The sequence below is a fragment of the Phyllobacterium zundukense genome, from assembly GCF_025452195.1.
In the GTDB taxonomy this organism is placed as follows: Bacteria; Pseudomonadota; Alphaproteobacteria; order Rhizobiales; family Rhizobiaceae; genus Phyllobacterium; species Phyllobacterium zundukense_A.
In genome coordinates, this window is sequence record NZ_CP104970.1 from 352,569 (window position 1) to 369,073 (window position 16,505).

General features: G+C 55.3%; 15 protein-coding genes. 9 read left to right on the forward strand and 6 right to left on the reverse strand.

Annotated elements, in window-relative coordinates; all coding sequences use genetic code 11:
• Nucleotides 1-25 precede the first annotated feature (25 nt).
• The 3 genes from N8E88_RS03505 to N8E88_RS03510 all read left to right on the forward strand — a co-directional run bounded on the left by N8E88_RS03505 (nt 26) and on the right by N8E88_RS03510 (nt 2,971).
• A complete protein-coding gene (locus N8E88_RS03505; protein WP_262290686.1) occupies nt 26-889 on the forward strand; it encodes a sugar phosphate isomerase/epimerase family protein in 864 nt (287 codons plus the stop codon).
• 133 nt (nt 890-1,022) lie between these two features.
• Entirely contained in the window at nt 1,023-1,214 is a 192-nt protein-coding gene (locus N8E88_RS31675; protein ID WP_410010509.1) for a type II 3-dehydroquinate dehydratase, read from the forward strand.
• Nucleotides 1,214-2,971, forward strand: coding sequence for an FAD-dependent oxidoreductase (locus tag N8E88_RS03510; protein ID WP_262290687.1), 1,758 nt, complete (start codon nt 1,214-1,216; stop codon nt 2,969-2,971). Before N8E88_RS31675 ends, N8E88_RS03510 begins: the two co-directional genes overlap by 1 nt.
• 252 nt (nt 2,972-3,223) lie before the next feature.
• On the opposite strand, the gene N8E88_RS03515 is transcribed toward N8E88_RS03510, so the two are convergent.
• Nucleotides 3,224-3,874, reverse strand: a complete 651-nt coding sequence (locus N8E88_RS03515) for a GntR family transcriptional regulator (protein ID WP_262291080.1) — start codon at nt 3,872-3,874, stop codon at nt 3,224-3,226.
• 157 nt (nt 3,875-4,031) lie between these two features.
• Between N8E88_RS03515 and N8E88_RS03520 the strand changes: the two genes are divergently transcribed.
• The 4 genes from N8E88_RS03520 (at nt 4,032) to N8E88_RS03540 (ending at nt 9,228) form a co-directional block, all read left to right on the forward strand.
• Nucleotides 4,032-5,456: a malonyl-CoA decarboxylase gene (locus N8E88_RS03520; RefSeq protein WP_262290688.1), complete on the forward strand. Its 1,425-nt coding sequence runs from the start codon at nt 4,032-4,034 to the stop codon at nt 5,454-5,456.
• A complete protein-coding gene (locus tag N8E88_RS03525) occupies nt 5,453-6,967 on the forward strand; it encodes a malonate--CoA ligase (protein WP_262290689.1) in 1,515 nt (504 codons plus the stop codon). Before N8E88_RS03520 ends, N8E88_RS03525 begins: the two co-directional genes overlap by 4 nt.
• 202 nt (nt 6,968-7,169) lie before the next feature.
• Nucleotides 7,170-7,601 (forward strand): GlcG/HbpS family heme-binding protein, encoded by a 432-nt coding sequence (locus N8E88_RS03535; RefSeq protein ID WP_262290690.1) that lies wholly within the window; start codon nt 7,170-7,172, stop codon nt 7,599-7,601.
• Nucleotides 7,602-8,097: 496 nt separating this feature from the next.
• Nucleotides 8,098-9,228, forward strand: coding sequence for a GlxA family transcriptional regulator (locus N8E88_RS03540; RefSeq protein ID WP_262290691.1), 1,131 nt, complete (start codon nt 8,098-8,100; stop codon nt 9,226-9,228).
• Nucleotides 9,229-9,646: 418 nt separating this feature from the next.
• Here N8E88_RS03540 and N8E88_RS03545 read toward each other — a convergent pair whose 3' ends face one another.
• The 5 genes from N8E88_RS03545 to N8E88_RS03565 form a co-directional block, all read right to left on the reverse strand.
• On the reverse strand, nt 9,647-10,366 hold the full coding sequence (locus N8E88_RS03545; protein ID WP_262290692.1) for an ABC transporter ATP-binding protein: 720 nt from the start codon (nt 10,364-10,366) through the stop codon (nt 9,647-9,649).
• Nucleotides 10,363-11,139, reverse strand: a complete 777-nt coding sequence (locus N8E88_RS03550) for an ABC transporter ATP-binding protein (protein ID WP_262290693.1) — start codon at nt 11,137-11,139, stop codon at nt 10,363-10,365. Before N8E88_RS03550 ends, N8E88_RS03545 begins: the two co-directional genes overlap by 4 nt.
• Entirely contained in the window at nt 11,136-12,053 is a 918-nt protein-coding gene (locus tag N8E88_RS03555; protein WP_262290694.1) for a branched-chain amino acid ABC transporter permease, read from the reverse strand. The genes N8E88_RS03550 and N8E88_RS03555 overlap by 4 nt, the downstream gene beginning before the upstream one ends.
• 245 nt (nt 12,054-12,298) lie before the next feature.
• Nucleotides 12,299-13,210: a branched-chain amino acid ABC transporter permease gene (locus tag N8E88_RS03560; protein ID WP_262290695.1), complete on the reverse strand. Its 912-nt coding sequence runs from the start codon at nt 13,208-13,210 to the stop codon at nt 12,299-12,301.
• Between the two features lie 58 nt (nt 13,211-13,268).
• Nucleotides 13,269-14,441 carry a branched-chain amino acid ABC transporter substrate-binding protein gene (locus N8E88_RS03565; RefSeq protein ID WP_410010510.1) on the reverse strand — a complete coding sequence of 391 codons (1,173 nt, stop codon included), beginning with the start codon at nt 14,439-14,441 and terminating at the stop codon, nt 13,269-13,271.
• A gap of 331 nt (nt 14,442-14,772) precedes the next feature.
• Here N8E88_RS03565 and N8E88_RS03570 point away from each other — a divergent pair, with 331 nt between their 5' ends.
• Both N8E88_RS03570 and N8E88_RS03575 read left to right on the forward strand, forming a co-directional pair.
• A complete protein-coding gene (locus N8E88_RS03570) occupies nt 14,773-15,396 on the forward strand; it encodes a glutathione S-transferase family protein (RefSeq protein ID WP_262290696.1) in 624 nt (207 codons plus the stop codon).
• A gap of 114 nt (nt 15,397-15,510) precedes the next feature.
• Nucleotides 15,511-16,338, forward strand: coding sequence for an alpha/beta fold hydrolase (locus N8E88_RS03575; protein ID WP_262290697.1), 828 nt, complete (start codon nt 15,511-15,513; stop codon nt 16,336-16,338).
• Nucleotides 16,339-16,505 lie beyond the last annotated feature (167 nt).

Consider the following 16,505-nt stretch of genomic DNA (forward strand, 5'->3'; position numbering starts at 1 on the left):
AGCCGAAACTGCCTGAGGAAGTGAAATGCAGCAACATATCGATGTGAGACAAGTTTCGGTTGCCAACTTGACCATCGGGAGAGCGGACCCCATCCGCTTTGTCGAGGCAGCAGCGTCCGCCGGTTTTGGTGCCGTCGGATTGTTGTTGATGACCGCCACGCCTCAACCGCTCGAGTTCGAGATTCTGGGGAAGCCGGAGGCGGTGAGGGATCTGAAGTCGGCGCTCAAAAGCAATGCCATGCGGGTGTTCGATGTTGAGGCTTTCGTTCTTTCGCCGTCAGCGGATTTAGCCAGATTCAGAAAGGCCCTGGAAACAGGCGCGGAGGTTGGCGCAACGCATATCTCGGCGATCGGAACGCAGTTGTCGAAGGACAGCACGTTTCTAACCAAGAGTGAACGAGAGGACTTGTTCGGTGGTCTTTGCGACCAAGCCGCCGAATATGGCCTGCACGTGGGCGTCGAGTACATGCTCTATCGGGATGTCGCGACGTGGCGAGATGCTCTTGACCTAGTGGAAAGCGCCGGTCGACCTAACGCCGGCTTGATCGTCGACGTTCTTCACCATTACCGCGGCGCCGGAACAGCCGACGATCTTGCATCCATTCCGTCAAACCGGATTGCCTATGCTCAACTCTCCGATGCAAGGAAGGTTTCGCCGGGAATTGACAACCTTCCGGCAGAAGCTCGCGGCGACAGACTGGCTCTCGGGGACGGAGCGATCCCGCTGTCCGAATACCTTGATGCTTTACCCGACGATACGCAGTTGGTCATCGAGACCCCCGTTGCGAATCAGCTTGCCTGGACGATCAGCGATCGGATGCAATCCGCCGCAGACAGGTCACGCGATTACTTTGCGCAGCGAGCAGCGGCAATTGCTAAGTCGCTGTGACCACTATGCTCAAGCCGATCCTTATATTGGGCGGACCAAACCTCAACCGACCGAGAGAGACCCTGTTATCCATGAAACCCACGCGCTGGCAGATATATAACGCCGTTACTCCGAACGTTCGAAGCATCTTCGCATGGCGGTCGATTTACAACAGACCGATTACGAAGGGACGATGGTGAACTACGCGCATGAAGCTTGGGAACAAGCCTGCGGGGCAATCATCAATGGCGCAGGTTCGAGCTTCACGTCCATCGCCCTTGCGAAAGGTGTTCGCCTCCGAAGCCGTAAAATCTTTCACCAAGCATCAATGTGGGTCGCACAATAATGGAAACGTCCGTCCTAAATGACACTGTACGTCGTCAAGGCCAGGCCGCAAAGCTTCGCACCGTTGATTGCGATGTTCTGGTTATTGGCTCCGGTGCCGGTGGTCTGTCGGCGGCGGTAACTGCCGCATGGCATGGCTTGAAGGTCATCGTCGTTGAAAAGGAGCCGGTCTTCGGCGGAGCGACCGCCTGGTCGGGCGGATGGATTTGGGCGCCGGGCAATCTCTTTGCTCGGAAGGCCGGGTACAATGACGCTCCCGATGGTCCATTCACATATTTGCGTCACGAGACTGAGCCTTATTTCGAACCGGTAAAAGTGAAAGCATTCCTGGACGCGGCTCCGGAAATGGCGGAATTCTTTCATACAAAGACAGCCCTCCAGTTTGTCGATGGGAACGGGATTCCCGATATGCATGGCTGGACCGAAGGCGCGGCTTTAGGCGGGCATCAGCTATGTGCAGCTCCGATCAGCGGCCGTGCACTGGGGGACCTCTTCAACAAGCTGCGGCGGCCGATGAGAGAGACCTCGTTTATGGGGATGCCGATCATGGCGGGCGACGATTTGAAAGCCTTCCTCACGATGACTCGCTCGATAAAATCGCTCGCCCACGTCATCAAACGCGTTGGGCGACATTTCTTTGACCTTTTCCTGTACCGGCGGGCAACCCAGCTCGCGAACGGCAATGCATTGATCGCTCGGCTTGCATTATCGGCCGAACGCCTCGATGTGGACATCAGAGTTTCGACTAGCGCCAAAGAACTGATCTTCGACGGCCATTCAGTGTGCGGAGCAGCCGTAGATACTGAGAACGGTCCATTGCGCATCTTGGCTCGCTTCGGGACTGTATTGGCGACAGGCGGATTTCCGCACGATGAAGAACGTTGGTCAGAAGTCGCGAACAAGTTTTCTACGCCGGTGAGGCACTGGTCGGTCGCGCCCCAATCAGCATCTGGCGATGGTCTACGTTTGGCGGAAGCGGTTGGTGGATTTGTTGACGCGTCGATAGCATCGCCGGCGGCCTGGTGTCCCGTTTCACTCGTGCCTTATTCTGATGGAACTGACGGCCGCTTTCCGCACATCATCGATCGCGCCAAGCCCGGTCTCATCGCTGTGCTCGCGAACGGTCGCCGCTTCGTAAACGAGGCGCATGGATACTATGACTACGTTACCGCGATGATCAAAGCCACGCCGCCCGGCGAGGAGATAGCCTCGTGGCTGATCTGTGATCACGCCTTTCAACGTCGCTATGGCCTCGGCGCATCCCGGCCATCTCCTTTGCCCGTCAAACCGTTCGTCAATTCGGGGTATATCAAGATGGGAAGATCGATAGCAGAGTTGGCGCATGCTTGTGGGATTTCAGCTGCAGAACTAGAGGCAACTGTCAAGTTTTACAACAAACATGCAGCAAAGGGCGAAGATCCGCTATTCGAGCGCGGAAGCACAGCCTTTAATCGCAAGGGTGGTGATCCCGATGTAAAGCCGAATCCTTGTGTCGCGCCAATCGGGAGAGGACCCTATTACGCAGTTAAGGTTCTTCCTGGTAGCTTTGGTACCTTCTTGGGCTTGAAGACAGACGCTAAGGCCGCTGCCCTGGACACGGATGGAGCCGCAATTCCAAAGCTGTTCGTCGTGGGTGCCGACATGTCCAGTATCATGGGTGGCTATTATCCGTCAGGAGGAATAAATCTTGGTCCAGCACTGACGTTCGGGTACATTGCTGGCCAGGAGCTTGCGTCAAAATTCCGGGCGGCAGACTGACAACTTCTAACTTGCTTGAAAAAATCCACGGCGACAATTGCCGGATTTTCTATACGGCCACTTTGGCGCGTGAGAACCCTGCTTCTGTCCCATACAGGCACTGTCGGGTTCGCAAGCCCCCATTCGCCGATCAAGCCTCCCAGCCGGCTTCATCCAAATCAGGGCGGAAGAACCGCTTCGCACGAGCGGCGAAGCGGCCTCAAGAGGCGAATAGACCATGGAAATCATTCAAGTTGCGGCTTGAACACGACGTCACTTGGTCGCCATGCTTGCGACCAGATCGCTAAACCTTTCGCCCTGAATGCCGACATGCCCGCGCAACAGGCGACGAGCTTCATCAGCGTCGCTGGCAAAAATAGCATCGACGATAGCGCAATGTTCTGAAAACGATGTCGATAGACGGTTGCGCACGCGCAACTGCAGCCGGCGATAGGGCCGCAGGCGTCGATGCAACTTCACGCATTGCTCCTCGAGGAAATCGCTGCGGCCCGCTGCGTAGATGGCTTTATGGAACTCCTCGTTGTCGTAATAATAGGCGTCGCTATCACCAGCACCGGCTGATTGCTTGCAGCGATTATGGGTGGCCGTGATTGCTTCTTGAGAGGTCTTGTCCAGTCGTCGCGCGGCGAGCGCCCCCGCTAGACCCTCCAGCTCAGCCATAACCTCGAACATCTCAAAGACACGGTGTGGTCCCGGATCGATAACGATCGCCCCTCTCCGCGGACGAATCTCGATGAGGCCAATTGCATCAAGTTGCATTAATGCCTCGCGTACCGGTGTTCGGGAGACTCCGAAACGTGTGGCAAGCAGCATTTCGTCAAGCCGCTCACCGGGTGAGAACTCATTGGAAAGTATTGAGTTTTCAATCGCATCTCGAAGCCAGCGGCCCACATTCTCAGACATTCGTTTCACTTTCGTGCATATTTTAATCGAACTAGTGTATACAAGCCAAGCCATATCGTGTACTAAATGTATAAGCCTACATACTAGCGATGAAACTCGGTGATGGGAAGCAAAATAAAACCCCGTCCGCAACTGGCCTGGCAGACAGGAGAATGGCATGTCTGAGACCTCTTTCTTCGCCGACATGCTCCAAAGCATTACGGATCGCGGACGCCAGCTTCTGTTTTCCGGCTCGCGCGCTACGCAGGTTGCAGCCAAGGTCGATCTCCAGACACTCTGTGAAATGCTTTTGTCGAGCCGCGGCGAAGCTTCAGGCATGGCCCTTGCTGCGGAGATACTCGATCGCTGGGGCGCGCTTGATAGCGAGGGCGCGCAGGCGTTCCTGCATATGCTACATGAACAGTTTGGACCCGACACGACCAAGCTCGACCAGGCGATTAAAAATTACCGGGCCGAAGAAAACTCTGCGGCAATCATTGCTCTTCACAAGGCGGCCGAGCCGCGGCGACAGGAGCTCCTACGCCGTTTGAATCATGCTCCGAACGGCACGGCCAAGCTTGTCCGGATGCGTCAGGATCTGCTTGCTTCCAAGGACCGGTCCGAAGGTCATCACGCGCTTGACGCTGATTTCACACATTTGTTTGGCTCCTGGTTCAATCGCGGCTTTCTAACGCTGCGCCCCATCGACTGGTCGACGCCGGCTCACATTCTGGAAAAAATTATCAAATACGAGGCCGTGCATGAGATCGCCGGCTGGGGGGAATTGCGCCGTCGTTTGGCGCCTGCCGACCGTCGATGCTTTGCTTTTTTCCACCCGCGACTGGCCGACGAGCCTCTCGTGTTCGTGGAGGTGGCGCTCACCCGATCCGTACCGAGCGGGATCGCAGATGTGCTCGACGAGGGCAGGGAGCATTTCAATCCAGACGAGGCGACGACGGCCGTCTTCTACTCGATTTCCAACTGCCAGGATGGCTTGCGGGGAATTTCGTTCGGCAACTTCCTCATAAAGCAGGTGGTGGATGATCTGCGTAGAGATTTCCCCGGCCTAAAGAATTTCGTTACGCTTTCGCCTGTTCCGGGCTTTGCCCGTTGGCTTGCCAACGCGCGCGCTTCAGCCCCCGAGCGGGCGCTGCCAGGAGCAGCGCGCGAAACGCTGAGATTGCTGGACGATGCGAGCTGGCCTGACAACGATGATACGGCAGCCGAATTGGAGCGCGTGTTGCTGCCTCTTGCAGCGCGCTATTTCCTCGTCGAACGCACGCCGGAGGGCCGCCCCATAGATCCTGTCGCCCGCTTCCATCTTGGCAACGGCGCTCGGCTTGAACGACTGAACTTTCTCGGCGACCGCTCCACCAAGGCGATGCAGCAGGCACACGGGTTGATGGTCAACTATCTTTACAAGCTCGACGACATCGTCGCGAACCATGAGGCGCTGGCGCAGCGCGGCGAAGTAATTGCCTCGCCGGGCGTCAAAGGTCTGCTCAACCAGAACGACGAAAGCCGCCGCGGCGGCCATGACCGTCCAGGCTCGCGGCCATTCGCGCAAATAATGAACTCAACGCTTGGAGGAGGGCGAAAGTGACCAACCATCTGTTCGACGCGATACGGGCTGCCGCGCCCGGTGACGCACCGTTCATCCGTGTCGATAGCACGCGCATATGGACCTACAACGACACTCTTGCTCTTTCGGGCCGCATAGCCAATGCGATGGATAAGCTCGGCATTCGCCCGGGCGACCGCGTCGCGGTGCAGGTCGAGAAAAGCGCCGAGTCATTGATCCTCTATCTCGCCTGTCTTCGAAGCGGCGCGGTCTACCTGCCGCTCAACACCGCGTACACGCTGGCTGAGCTCGATTACTTTATTGGCGATGCGGAGCCGCGTTTGGTGGTCGTCGCGTCTGCCGCTCGAGAGGGCATAGAGAAAATCGCGGAGCCTCACGGCGCGATCGTCGAAACGTTCGACGCCGATGGCTGCGGCTCGTTGCTTGATCTCGCCCGCGATGAGCCATCCGACTTTGTCGATGCCTCGCGCTCTGCAGATGATCTGGCTGCGATCCTCTACACATCAGGAACAACAGGACGTTCCAAGGGGGCGATGCTTACGCACGGGAACCTGCTGTCGAATGCCCTGACGTTGCGCGACTACTGGCGCGTCACCGACAGCGATCGGTTGATCCATGCCTTGCCGATCTTCCATACGCATGGGCTGTTCGTCGCCACGAACGTCACACTGCTTGCCGGTGCGTCGATGTTCCTTCTGTCGAAATTCGACCCAGACGAGGTGATTTCATTGATGCCCCACGCGACCATGCTGATGGGCGTGCCGACCTTTTATGTGCGCCTTCTGCAAAGCCCGCGGCTCAACCGTGAGGCGGTCGCCAACATCCGCCTCTTCATTTCGGGTTCGGCTCCCCTGCTTGGAGAAATACATACCGAATTCCAAGCCCGCACCGGTCATGCAATCCTTGAGCGCTACGGCATGACGGAAACTAATATGAATACATCGAACCCCTATGAGGGGAAACGGATAGCTGGCACGGTCGGTTTCCCACTGCCGGGCGTCACCGTGCGCGTAACCGATCCCGCGACGGGGCTCGTGTTGCCTCCCGAAGAAACCGGCATGATAGAGATCAAAGGGCCGAATGTCTTCAAGGGCTATTGGCGCATGCTAGAAAAGACCGCGGCCGAATTCACAACCGACGGCTTCTTCATCAGCGGCGATCTTGGCAAAATCGACGGCGACGGCTACGTGCACATAGTCGGTCGCGGAAAGGATCTGGTGATTTCGGGTGGATACAACATCTATCCGAAAGAGGTCGAGGGAGAGATCGACCAGATCGAGGGTGTGGTGGAGAGCGCCGTGATCGGCGTGCCGCATCCTGATTTCGGAGAAGGCGTGACTGCCATCGTCGTGTGCAAGCCCGGCGCCGCCTTGGATGAAAAGGCCATCGTCAGCGCACTGCAGGACCGTCTCGCGCGCTACAAGCAACCCAAGCGTATCATCTTCGCCGAGGACCTGCCGCGCAATACGATGGGTAAGGTTCAAAAGAACATTCTTCGGCAGCAATACGCCGATCTGTACATCGGGACTTAAGACGACCCCTTTGGGAGGAGGTGCGTCGGCATTTCGTATCAACGTTGAAAACAACAACGTCGGCGCGCTGGAGGCGTCGAAGGGAGGAAGACATGGGTATTGAATTACTGTCAGGGGGGCTGCTGGTCGCTATGTTCATCATCGCGACGATCCAGCCAATCAACATGGGGGCACTAACCCGACAGCATGCGGAGAGAGCAACATGCTGACCATAAAGCGTCTGAGCCTGGAAGACGCGCAGATTTTGATCGAAGGCGCGTCGGCGAAAGCGAGAGAGATCGCAGTTCCAATGTGCATCGCTATCACCGACGATTCCGGACAACTCATCGCGTTTGAGCGCATGGACGGCGGAAAGATCACCAGCACGATCATTGCGCAAGACAAAGCCTACACTGCTGCGGGCGCGAAGAGGACGACGGAAAGCTACGGCGTTGCTAGCCAGCCAGGCAGTGCGGCCTACGGCATCAACTCTGCAATCGGCGGCAGGCTGGTCGTGGTTGGTGGAGGTCTTCCTGTTATCATGGATGGCGAGGTCGTGGGCGCGATTGGTCTAAGTTCCGGAACTCCCGCGCAGGACATCGAGTGCGCTCAGGCCGGGATCGATCTTTTAATGAAGGCATTTGCGAAAACGTGACAGGAACCACATAGCGTTCGACTGGATCGAGCAACGGCCACCGTCAGGGGCGGAAACTAGAACACGATCTTAATGCACCGGGACCAACAGGAAGCAGGACAGACCGAGCCTGCAAAGGGGTAGATAGTTTAGTTGACAAACTAAAAGGCCAATGTAAATTAAAAAAGCGGTACTTTGCGTTTTGGGGCTGTAGAGCCGTTTTTCCGTGCTTAGTAACCGCTGATGTCGCCACCGTGATGCCGCGACTGACCTGTTAAGGCCGAATTTCAACGGCGATATAACGGGTTCAATTTTCGGGCGCGACTTGATTTGCGCCAGCGTTTTCAACCGCTCCCCGACCGCCCTAGGCCGTCAGCAGATCGGTCAGAAACTCAATCGTCGAAATCTTGGGATTTTTTGCCATGCGTGAATCTTCTATGCGACGAGCAGTGGCAACTATCCAGAGAGTGTACACGCAACGCTACGATTAGGCCACTTTATGGCAGGAGAATCTACGATGATGTCGGTTTTGGGTGTGCGGCGGCGTGTGAAGGTTGGCTTCATCCTCCTTCCAGGCTTCACGATGTTTTCATACTCTGCTCTAGTTTATATTTTGAAGCATTGCACCGACCCTGCAGCCGCGGTCGGGATTGATTTTGAGTATCTCGTTTTAGGACAAAACCCAGCCCAAACGACCTGCGGTGTCCAAGTACCTCCGACAGCACCACTACACGCTGCCCGCGCCTGTAACTATGTTTTCGTGATAGGGGGAAGGACGGTCGCTCCCATTGAGAACCGCAGAGCAATTCTGGAAGGATTAACTAGCGCCGATATGAACAGTGCAACTCTTGTAGGAGTCGGTTCTGGACTATTTGTGTTAATCGAAGCCGGGTTTTTCGATGGGCTCCCCTGCGCAACAGATTGGTATCGCGGCGCCGACCGAGATACCCGTTTTGCGGAGGTGCAGCCAATCTCAGGCATTAATTTAGTGGTGAGCGGCAGGCGAGTTAGCTGTGCGGGAGGACTAGCCGCACTGGAACTCGGATCATGGCTATTAGAACGTCACTATTCCGCTATCGGCGCCGACGTTCCTGCACCGCAAGAGCTTTCGGCCTCTTTGCCCGAAACCGACCAGAATTCTGGAGCGGGAGAAAGTGCACTCGATGCGAGAGTACTCCGGGCGATCAAGATCATCGAAAGAAATCCCGGTCAGCCGTCGAAGGTCAAATCTCTTGCGTCGTCCTTGGGAATTTCTAAGCGCCAGATGGAACGCCTTTTCCAACAGGAAATGAAGCAAACGGTCCAGCAATACTGCCGTCAACTCCGACTGGGCTATGGATATTGGCTACTTTTGAATACCCCCAAGTCAATCACTGAGATCGCGACTGTTACCGGTTTCTCCGATAGCTCCCACTTCAACCGATGTTTCCGAAGTCGATTTGCAACGACCCCATCCCACGCACGACAATCAAAACTATGCGTGGATGACGCTATATCACCACAATGGGCTTCTCTCTACGAACGAGTTGTAAAGAGCGAACAGGATTTGGACTTATCACGATCAAGAAAGTCAGTTTACACGAATTTGGCTCATTCAGTTGGCTCTTCAAATCGTACGCGCCCGGTGTTGGTTTTCACTGAGAACTGATGGAGTGGATGCCATTTCGTAAGATCGAGTTTCTCGCTCGCATGATCGTAGCTGCGAGCCCACAAGCTTCGCGGGCGGAAGCTTGGGAGCGGCATCTTGCGCAATCGCGCGGCGCCACGTGTAAATCAACCCTGTCGAGACAACATACCAACACCCGATCTCCGGCGCAAATGCCGCTGTAAGTATTTTGCCCGCTTATCTGCCGACCATCGCCGACATCGCTCTGGCGCTGTCAGCAAAATTGGATGTCTCATGAGACTGTATGCGCCTTTTAGTCCGCCTTAAGAGCGTAAGATCGCGACATTCATGACAGTCAACAAGGCGGTCTCTGCAAGGAGGTTCCACCTGTACTTCGACCGGCGTTTTGGAGTGAGCCTGACTTTGCGACGGCGCTGTCAAATCGCACCAACTCAACGGTCTATTTCAATCCTCCGAAGTAAGCGCGCTGCACCTCGGTATTTGACCTGAGGTAGTCTGCTGATCCTTTGACGATGACATGGCCTTGCAGCAGGACATATCCATAGTCGGCAATGGCGAGGGTTTGATTGACGTTTTGCTCGACCAGGAGCACGGTGACGCCGGTTTTTGCGATGTCGCGAATGACATTGAAGTTTTCTTGCACGAACAGCGGCGAGAGCCCCAGCGACGGTTCGTCGATGATGAGCATATGCGGGTCCGTCATTAATCCGCGTCCGATCGACACCATTGCCTGCTCGCCGCCTGACAGGGTGCCTGCAATCTGCTTTTCGCGTTCTTTCAGGCGCGGAAAGATCTGAAACACGCGCTCCAAACGCGCGCGAATTTTGGCGCTGGATGGCTCGTTGTAAGCGCCGACGTGGAGATTTTCTTCAACGGTCATACGCCCGAAGATCCGGCGGCCTTCGGGGATACAGCCAATACCGAGACGAACAATCTCGTGGGTCTTCAATCTGTCGAGGGTATTTCCGTTGAAAGTGACGGTACCGGCCCGGGGCGGTGTGAGCCTCAGGATCGATCGGATCAAAGTCGACTTGCCCGCCCCGTTTGCCCCGAGAATGCAGGTTATCTGTCCCGGCAGAACATCTATATCGACCCCCGTCAGAACGTCGACGCTGTCATAGGCGGTGTAAACGCCGCGAACTGTAAGAATCGGGTTCATGACTCCCCCAAATATGCGCGTCGGACTGCAGGATCGGCTGCCACCTGTTTAAAGGTTCCTTCGCAAATCTTCTGTCCATAGTTCAAAACGATGCAGTGGTCGGTGACGCGCTCGATGAGCCCCATCTCATGCTCGACAATCACAATTGTCGGGTTTCCGAATTTTGGTCGGATCGCCAGGATTTCATCCATAAGCTGGTTGGTTTCGTCGTGCGTCATCCCCGCAGATGGCTCGTCGAGGAGAAGCAGTGAAGGCTTTCCAAGAAGGGCGCGGCAAATCTCAACCCGTCTGCGATCAATCATCCCGAGTGTTTCAGCTTGCGCAAACATCTTCTTGGCCAGGCCATCATCGAATTTGGCAAGCAAGTCCTCGATCTCCTGCGTGAGGTGGCGAAGTTCAGCGTGGAAAGCAGAGCGTCGCACAATATTGTGCCACAAGGAGCTACAGACGCGTTCCTGCGCTCCAATGGCGATATTGTCGAAGACCGAGAGGGGGAGGCAAAGCCGCGAGCGCTGAAATGTCCGCGCCAGGCCTCGCGATGCGAGCTGGTCAACCTTCACTTTCGTGGTGTCGGAACCTTCGAAGGTAATTGATCCGGAGCTGGACCGAACCAAGCCGCTGATCGTGTTGAAAAACGTGGTTTTTCCCGATCCATTCGGGCCGATAAGGCCGATGACATCTCCCCTTGAAATGGAGATATTGAGGTCGTTCAGGGCCAACAAGCCGCCAAAACGCACGGTCAAGCCACGGGTTGCAAGGACGGTATCATTCATGCTGTGGCACCTTCCTGCAAGCGGCGCAGTCGTCGAGGCAATAGCCCGGAAGGGCGCACAATAAGGACGAACACCACCACCAACGCGAATATGAGGAAACGATACTCCTGAACAATCTGGAGCTTCTCCGGCAGCAGCACGACCAAAAGCGTCGCGGGAAGGATGCCCCATATGTTTCCAACGCCTCCCAAAATGAGGATCGACACAATGGCCAGACTGTCGCCCAGCTGAAAATTCGCAGGCGCGATAAAGCCGGTCATTTGCGCATAGATCGCCCCTGCCAGCCCGAGCAGAAAATTACCCAGGGTGAAGGCGAGGAGCTTCCAATACCAGACGCGCAAACCAAAGATCGAGGCTGCTGTTTCATCCAGTCGAACCACGTCCAGCCACACGCCGATCCAGGACCGGTTCATCAATCCGAGTAGCAGGCCGGATAATCCGACCAGGCCCCCGGTCAAAATCACATAGTTTGCAAACGAGTTGAAGGTATAACCACCCAAGAGAATGTCTTTGCTGAAATCCCAGCCGAAGAGCACCAGGCCTGGGACCTTAATTCCCTGCGGGCCGCCGAGCACATCACTTGCCTCTACATAAACCGTGAACATGACACTGAACGCCAGGGTGGTCAGCGCAGCATAGTGCCCTCGGGTTCGAAGAACCGGGGCCAACAAAATAAATCCAATCACGACGGAGACCGCACCTGCACAAATCAAGGATATCAAGCCCGGCACCTCGCCGAAGCGTCCAAGCATTGCGACCGTGTAACCACCGGTCCCCATAAAGGCAGCGGCCCCGAAATTCGTCAATCCAGCGAACCCCATCTGGATTGTCAGGCCGAAACAAGCAAGAACATAGATGAGGACAGTTGCAAGCATCAGCAATCCGAAGATATCTTCGCGCAAGGCGACGATCAAAACAATTGCGGACACCAGGAGACCGGCAAGAAGTAAATTTGGTTTTTCCTTAGCTGCAAGTTCCGCCCCAAGCAGTAATCCTGCGCGATGCGCAAGCCACGTCCCGGCGATAATGACGAGCAACACAACAATGAAGAGCGTCTCGTCCGTTATCTGAATGACTGCCGACAAAGCGCCGGTCGCCACAATCAATGTAGCCAGCAGGGCTGCAATTCGCCTTGGCGCCGTATCAAATATATACATGGCTATACTCTCTCACTGGTACGCTCGGCCAATAAGCCGGTGGGCCGCCACGTAATTAGTATGATCATTATCGCGAATCCTATTACGTTCTTGTATTCACTCAGAGAGGGCGTCGCTGCGACAACCAAAGTCTGCAAAGCAGCAAAAAGATATCCTCCGAGGATCGCCCCCCAAATGTTTCCCAAGCCGCCGACAATTGCAGCTGAGAAACCTATGACAGACAGTAACAAGCCCATGTTGTAGCTGACCTCGCTGTAGTAGATTCCATACATGATGCCGGCGAACCCCGCCGTCATGGATCCGAGCGCAAAGGTAAGAGGCGCAATACGTTCAAAATTAATTCCCATCATGCTGGCAGTCTCTAAGTCTTCAGCCACAGCACGCATCGCCAACCCGAACCGCGTTCTGTTGATAATCAGATAGACGAGGGCGATTGATCCCACCCCGCCACAGATCAGGAGCATTCCGTCCAATCGCACATGAGCTCCCAGAAACTCATATCCTCCCGCTGGCAACAACGAAGGGAAGCGTTGCGGATTGGACCCGTTCGGAAAGAACAGACGAATGCTTTCGCGGATCGCGGTTCCAACCATCATGGTCATAAGAAGCATGTTGAGAGGCGGCGCATTGCGCAGCGGAAGAATGAGCACTCTGGAGATCAAGGCTCCCAGTACACTGGCCAACAAGATTGCCACTGTGAATCCGAGCAGGAGTTGACACCAAATCGGCAAGCCGATTGCATCGGCCATCCATACGGCAACCAGACCCCCAAATGCGCCAAACGTGAAGACATCCCCATGGGAGAACTTAATGACGTTCATCACACCGAAAAAGATCGTGAATCCCATCGCAACAAGCCCGTAGACGGTGCCTTGCATGAGGCCGTTTATTATGTGTTGGATCCAAGTGGCCATGCTACTGTCCTGTTCACGTGATGGAAATTAACGAGGGCACAGAGTACCGGCATCGGCGTCACTCCAGATTCTTCAACTTCCGCTTTCCGCTCGCATATTCGCTATCTTCCCAAACGATCCATTTGCCGTCCTGAACTATGTATTTGGTGGTCTGAAGCGTTACGTTTTGACCATGATCGTCGAAGGTGATGGGTCCCACGATGGACGGGCGATCTTTCGTCTTACCGAGCTCCGCGGTCACGGCAGCTCTTGTTGGCCCAACCTTCTCGATCGCCTCCAGAACAAGCATCGTCGCAGCGTAAGAGAAATGGCCGTAGGCTTCGGGCGCCTCTTTAAAGCCAGCTGTTTGGTATTTCTCTAGAAAAAACTTACCGCCGGCTGTTTGCGAGAGTGAGGGGCTGTCGTAGAACGCAATTGTGCCTTCTGCCAACTCTGGTCCCACCGCCGTGATATAAGCATCACCCATGATCGCAGAATTGCCTTCAAACTGCGCCTTGATCCCCAGCTTCTCCATTTGCGTTCTTAGTCTGGCGCCAAGGGGGACCAGCCCTCCGAAGTAAACCACTTCAGGGTTCAGCTCTTTTACTTTTGTAAGCTCAGCGGAAAGATCCTGCTGATCCGGCGGGACACTGAAACCCGCAAGGATTTTGCCGCCTTCCTCGCCGGTATAGAGGCTAAAATATTTCGTGGTCGATTTGCCAAAGTCGGTAGAGTCAGCAAAGGAGATGAAGGTCTTATAACCCGCATCCTTCATGAACTTTGCGCCGACCTTGTTCTGACCAATCAGCGCACCCGTTACGCGATGCACCTCGGGATAGTTATTGCCATAGGTAATTTCTGGAAGCACAGCCGCCCATACAACCATCGGCAGCTTGTAACGGTTGAAAATGTCAATTGCCGCCATCGCAGTTGAAGAGCAGTAGAACGGTATTGCCGCAATAATCGACCGGTCAACCGCTGCCTTGGTCACAACCTGGACCCCGACATTCGGTTTGCATTCATCGTCGAGCGCCACGAGCTCATAGTCGTAGTTAGCCGCTGAATTCGCGTTCATCACTTGAATGGCCAGTTCCGCGGAATTGCGGCCGCCCAAGCCGTAGGCCGATAGGGCGCCTGTCAACGGCCCCACCCATGCGATCTTCACCTTTTGCTTGGCTTCCGCTCCATGACTGACTGCCACAAGTGAAGCACTCATGACTGCAGAGATTATGCACTTTGTTACGAAACGCATGTGAGATCCTCCTCCCTGTAAGCCGCCGACTTTACTCCCTGTAAGCCGAAGACCTTGGGAAGCATAAGCGCTCGCAACCCGGCCCGATAGGACGTTTGCGCGGCTGGATTTGGATTATTGCGACGTCATCGGAGACGGCGGCGGAGCTTTCATATACCCACGGCTTTCCAATTCTATCGAACCGATCGCACTCGGGCGAAGATGCGCTTGATGATCGATCCGATGAACCTGCGCTTTGGAGTGATCGCAAGCTGTTCACTAAGGGAACAACGTTGGTCACAGGCGAGCATCGATCAATGTTCCGGATTAAGAGCCTAAGGAGTTTTTCTTCATGAGACTATATTGGTCATCGACATCGCCATTCGTAAGAAAAGTCATCGTAAGTGCACATGAGCTCGGACTAGGCGACAGGTTGGAAACGATCCCGACGCGCGTTGCGCCGAGTAAGCCCGACCCGGCTTTATTGCCATACAACCCGCTTGGGCAGCTCCCAACCCTCGTTCTGGATGGCGGGACCGTGCTTTACGATAGCCTGGTAATCATCGAGTACCTCGATCATATGGCCGGTGGTGCTAAACTCATTCCCTCCTCGTCGGAGCGGCGAATTGAAGAGCTTCGGCTGCATGCGCTGTGCAATGGTTTTCTTGACCTGTTGGTGCAATGGCGGATCGAATCTCTCAAGGAGACAAAGCAGATTGCGCTCATTAACGCCTTCAATTTGAAGGCAAGTAAGATATGGACAAATCTGGAGGCGACAGTCGAGGCAGGACTTGCCCAACAACCCTTTGGGTTGTCGTCAATTACCCTGGCTATCGTTGCTGAATACACTGACTTTCGGTTTCCGAAGCTCGGCTGGCGGGAAAAATACCCGGCACTGTCCAACTGGCATCAATCTATAAAGTCACGGCCCTCTTTGGCCTCTACCAGATTTTTCGACAGCGCGAAGCCTCAGTAGGAAAGCAAGATTTTGCCGCGGCAATGACAACGGTCCATACTGCTGCTTCGTACAAGGACTATAGCTTACGATCTCCACGACGACTGCGGATTCCACCAAAACAGGATTACAAAAATGTCGAAACTCGAGCGCAAACTGATCCCGACCCCTGAAGGTCAGGTCGAACTTTTTGTCGAAGGTAAAGGCCCCCGTATTGTCCTGCTCCCCTCGCTGGCGAGAGGCGCTTCGGATTTTGATGAAATTGCCCCCATGATTGCTGCGGCGGGATTCCGCGTTTTGCGACCGCAGCCCCGCGGCATAGGCGCAAGCACAGGCCCGACCGAAGGCATCACATTGATCGATCTTGCCGCCGATGTCGTTGCTGCCATCGAAGCTGATTGTGCGCCGGAAAAACCCGAAGCTTTGTTTGTGGTCGGCCACGCATTCGGCAACTGGGTCGCGCGGGTTCTTGCCCACCATTGGCCTTCGATGACCAGATCCGTCGGACTTCTTGCTGCTATTATCGGCAGTACGATATCGCCCGAACTGTTGATTTCTGTGAATGTCGTATCGGACAATTCCAAGCCGGACGCAGATCGCCTGTTTTATTTGCAGCGCGACTTCTTCGCTCCGGGGCACGATGCTTCCCTCTGGTTAAGCGGGTGGCACACAGAGGTCTCTCAATTTCAGCTCGCAGCCACAAATGCGACGGCGGACAGCAGCTGGACCGAAGTCGGCAAAAATCTGCCGGTCCTTTATGTCGCCCCGGAATTTGACAAGATCGCCCCCGTTCCCGAAGAAGACTTCCTGCGAGACCGTGTCGGCCATCTCACGACATTGGAAATCATTTATGGAGCTGGCCACGCCCTTCTTCCGGAAAAGGTTTCTGAGGCCGCGGCGGTCCTTGTCTCATTTGCAAAGTCCATCATGCGCGGCGAAGCCGACCAACCCAAATCCGCCTAGACCGCGCACATGCGCTTCAAAGCTACGAACGCATAGAAAGATGGACATCATGAAACAGGATGGTCGTCAATCCTCATGCTTGCATCAGCCCGCGCGCCGCGTTCAGGTGGGGATATGTTCATTCAGACGGGTAATCGACCTCATGGGTGAGGCAATTGCCTGCGTCT